Raw genomic sequence first — 4,239 nt, forward strand, 5'->3', positions numbered from 1 at the left:
AGTGGGCATAATCGCCGTACTGGATCGCCAGCGGCGGCAAAGGGTTGTCCTGCCCTTGGGCATAGGCCGTATATAAACGGCTGAATTCATTGACCAAGATCTCCTGGGACCAGCCATCGGAAGCGATATGATGCATGGTCACTAACAAGATATGCTCTTTAGCTGAGATTTTCAGCAGCTGCGCCCGCAACATCAAATCCCGTGTCAGATCAAACCGTTTCCCTGCTTCCGTTGAAACGGCTTCGGCTATTCGGGTCTGTAGCGCTTGCTGCGAAAGGGCGGACAGATCCGTCAGCGCCAGCTCAAAACTGTCTAACTCACGGATCAGTTGTATCGGTTCACCATCGTCGCCGGCAACAAAATAGGTGCGCAGGCTTTCATGGCGTAACAGGATAGTGGTAATCGCCTGTTGTAGAGCGTCCTCATTGAGGGTACCGGTCAGTTTTAACGCCGCCGGCATATTATAATGGGCACTGCCACCGTCGATTTGATCTAACAACCATAGCCTTTGTTGGGCAAAAGACAGAGGTAAACTTTCGTTTCTCGACACCGGCTTTAACTGAGCATACTCAAAAGAGGTTTCTAGCTCCTGTAACTTCAAGGAGGCAATGATCTGCGCTTTATTCTCGACGATAAGCTCTTTAAATTCTTTGGTAAGCGCCCCTTCTGGAGCCTTATAGGCTAAATTTCCATCCTTCAGGTAGAGGTGAATGCCTTTAGTGGCTGCCTTTAATATGATATTACTTACCATTAGAATAATCCCTCTTCTACATTTTCATTTTCAGCCAGCGTATCGAGGTTGGCATCATTTAAACTTACGGCATCTATGTATTGTGCAATACTTTGGACATTGGCTTCTGATAACAGTATGGCAAAAGGCACAGTCACACCGAATCCGGCATTCATTTTTGCTATTAATTTTGTTGCCAATAAAGAATGTCCACCAAGCAAGAAGAAATTATCCTTGATACCGACTCGCTCAACTTGCAGTGTTTCCTGCCACAGGTCACACAGGCTTTTTTCTGTCTCGGTTTCGGGAGCGAGATATCCTTCATCGATCATCCCTAGGTCAGGAACGGGTAGTGCCCTACGATCGACTTTCCCGTTTACAGATAACGGCAGTTGCTCCAGATCGACAAACACTTTAGGTACCATATACTCAGGCAGATATTGAGATAAATAAGACATGAGCACCTCTGTCTCAAGGTTGTTATTGTTTTTAGAAACAATATAACCGACGAGGTATTGGTTCTTTTTACCGTTAATCTCTAGTTCAACTACATTTACTAGCGCTTCTTTTATGCCAGTATGAAGGTTTAACACCGACTCTATTTCATTCAGCTCGATTCTATAACCCCTTAACTTGATCTGATGATCAGTACGGCCATGCAATTCCATATTGCCGTCGGGAAGAATTCGTCCTAAGTCGCCGGTTTTATACATGCGAGCCCTTTCACCATTGATATTAGTTTCAATAAAGGGATCATCAAAAAAGGCCTGTTCAGTTTTCACGGGATCATTCTGGTAACCATAGGCAACCCCAACTCCGCCAATATAAAGCTCGCCAACAACACCTTCAACAACGGGTTGCTGTTGTGCATCCAGAATATAGAACCTGTTATTGTCAATAGGAACGCCGTACGGAATGCTGCTTAAATGCTCTACCTTACCCGACACACGATAAAAATTAGACCAGACGGTTCCTTCTGTCGCTCCCCCTAAACTGATAAATTCGGAATTGGGGAACCAGTGTTTTGCAGCGGAAGGCAGCATAGTCGGGATCCAATCACCGCTTAAGAAAATCAAGCGTAAATGGTGCCCAAAGAGCCCCGCTTGTCTTTCATCCAGGTCGCTGACCAGATGGTTTAACGTACTGGGTACCGAATCCCAGAAAGTGATTTTTTCAGTAATTATTATTTCATAAAGAGCTTCAAAATTATGCAACTGTGATTGTTCCACAATCACAATGCGCCCTCCGGCCGCTAGGATGCCAAAGATGTCATAAACGGAAAGGTCAAAGGTCACTGAGGTAATAAAAAGCATCACATCAGACGAGGTGACAGTGAATTCTGTATTCACCCAGCTAATGAGATTTACCGCCTGATGATGCGCAATCCTGACCCCTTTAGGTTTACCTGTGGAACCGGAAGTATAAATAATATATGCCAGCTCGCCGGCATCTTTTTTCAGACCCGGGTTTTCTATTGAAAATGTCGCGTAATCTTCTTCTTGCAGATAGAGATGATGCGCATTGGCGGCTTGCGTTGGTCTGTCAAATATAACCAGTTTCAGCTGTGCACTTTCCTCTATTGCTTGGATTCTTGCCTCGGGATAATCCGGCTCCATAGGCACATAAACCGCTCCAGCTTTTAATATCGCTAACAGGGTAGCAATCATGTCAAAGGATCTTGACATCACCAGACCCACATGATCGCCTGATTGTATGCCTTTGCCGATCAGCATCCAGGAAATCCGGTTCGCTTTAGCGTTCAACTCCTGATAGCTATAACTCTTACCATTGTACCTTAAAGCTATTGCATCAGGCGCTTTAACCACCTGCTCTTCAAACAAGGCATGCATTGTTTTTGTATAAGCATAGGCTTTATCGGTATCGTTAAACTGAGTGTTTTTTGTACCTATAGATTCCACTAAAGCCGTTGAGCACAGCTGTGTTTCATTGCTCGCCATCAACTCCAGTATCTGTAGGTAGAGATTTAGGGCAAGTTCTACTTCTTTGGCATCAAAATATTCTTCACTATACTTTATCTGTATCGCCATGCCATGCTGACCATTTTTATGCACTTCCAGATCGAACTTGGTATTGGTCATCTCAGAGCCATTGATGGCAAACAATTCCTTCTCAGAATTAATTAACATATTGCTTTCTGCGGCCGGCATCAGCTCAGGAAAGTCGGTGAAATTGAAAATGACATCAAACAAGGGGTTGCCGTTTGCATCATTTTCCCCAGCTAGCCTGGCGATATCTGCCAGGAAAATCTCATGCGCTTTGACCCGGCGAAGAAAATCCCGAACTTCGGTAATTAATACATGTTTATTAATTGAAGTATGCGCATTTAAACGCAGTGGAATAGTATTAAGAAAGCAGCCAAGAACTCTGTCGGTATCCTTGATCTCGGGCCGGTTATGGGTCACAACACCAGTCAGGATTTCCGCGTCTCCGGTAATCAGGGACAATAGATACACATGTGCGGCCAAACAGATTTCTTTTATCGTATAACCTTTACTCTGCGTCAGCTGCTGCAATTTACGTAGCAATGAGGCATCGACCTCACCTTTGACCGCCGTCATCATTTTAGAGCTTGAAATCGGCTTACCGGCATAATTAAAAGGTAACTTCATGCGGTTATAATTTTGCAAGTAGTCTTTCCAGAAGATCTGTGTCTCATCTGAGCCGCTACGGTGCAAGTTAATCGCGACATAATCCCGATAAGTGGACTCTGGCGCCGGGATCAAGTCCCGGTGACCATCTTTCAAGCGGGCATAATTCGCCAGAAGTTCAGACACCATGAGGTTTAAACTCCACCCGTCCAAAATAGCATGCTGTACCGTCAGGATAATGCATACCCGGCCTGAGCTGAGGGAGAAAAGCTTCACCCTCCATAACAACTCGTTGACTTTGAAAGTAAACTTATTATTTAGATCTTTCCGACAATAGTCCTCTATCTGTTGCTTTTGAATGTCTGGCGCCACATCGGATAAGTCCTCGATACCGATATTTAACTGTGATTTCCTATGTACAAATTGCACCGGCTCATCAAAACCATTAACAGCAAAGCTCGTTCTTAAAATAGAGTGTGCCTGACATATATATTCGAACGCCTGATTAAAGAGCGCTAAATCAAAGTCCACCCATTCCAGTACAAAAGGAAATTGATCATGATAGATAGGCACTTCAGGTTGGGTCTGGGCGAAATAGACCATACTTTGCTGAATAGCACTTAGCGGAAATAAGGTTTCACAATCGTCTGGCAGCTGCTGCTTCAAAACAGCATGGTTTTCAATATTATGTCTGAATTTATCTATCTCTTGTAATCCCTGCTCCAACTGCTGCTGAACAATGCCAGGCTGACCGATTGCTAGGGATCGGGATAATTCCCGCACCGTGCTTAAGGCAAATATATCTTTTACCTGTATGTTTGCATTTAACTCACTGTTGATCCGAACCACCAACTTAGTCGCTAATAAGGAATGGCCGCCTAGCTGGAAAAAGTTATCCAT

The 4,239-nt window shown here is 44.4% G+C and carries 2 protein-coding genes; both read right to left on the reverse strand.

The features are described 5' to 3' along the window. A partial coding sequence (locus A587_RS24375) for a condensation domain-containing protein (protein ID WP_036965272.1) occupies positions 1-751 on the reverse strand: 751 nt, incomplete at its 3' end. Continuing rightward, positions 751-4,239, reverse strand: a complete 3,489-nt coding sequence (locus A587_RS0123630) for a non-ribosomal peptide synthetase (protein WP_017219558.1) — start codon at positions 4,237-4,239, stop codon at positions 751-753. The genes A587_RS0123630 and A587_RS24375, both read right to left, overlap by 1 nt.

The organism is Pseudoalteromonas sp. NJ631, assembly GCF_000276645.1.
Classification (GTDB): domain Bacteria; phylum Pseudomonadota; class Gammaproteobacteria; order Enterobacterales; family Alteromonadaceae; genus Pseudoalteromonas; species Pseudoalteromonas piscicida.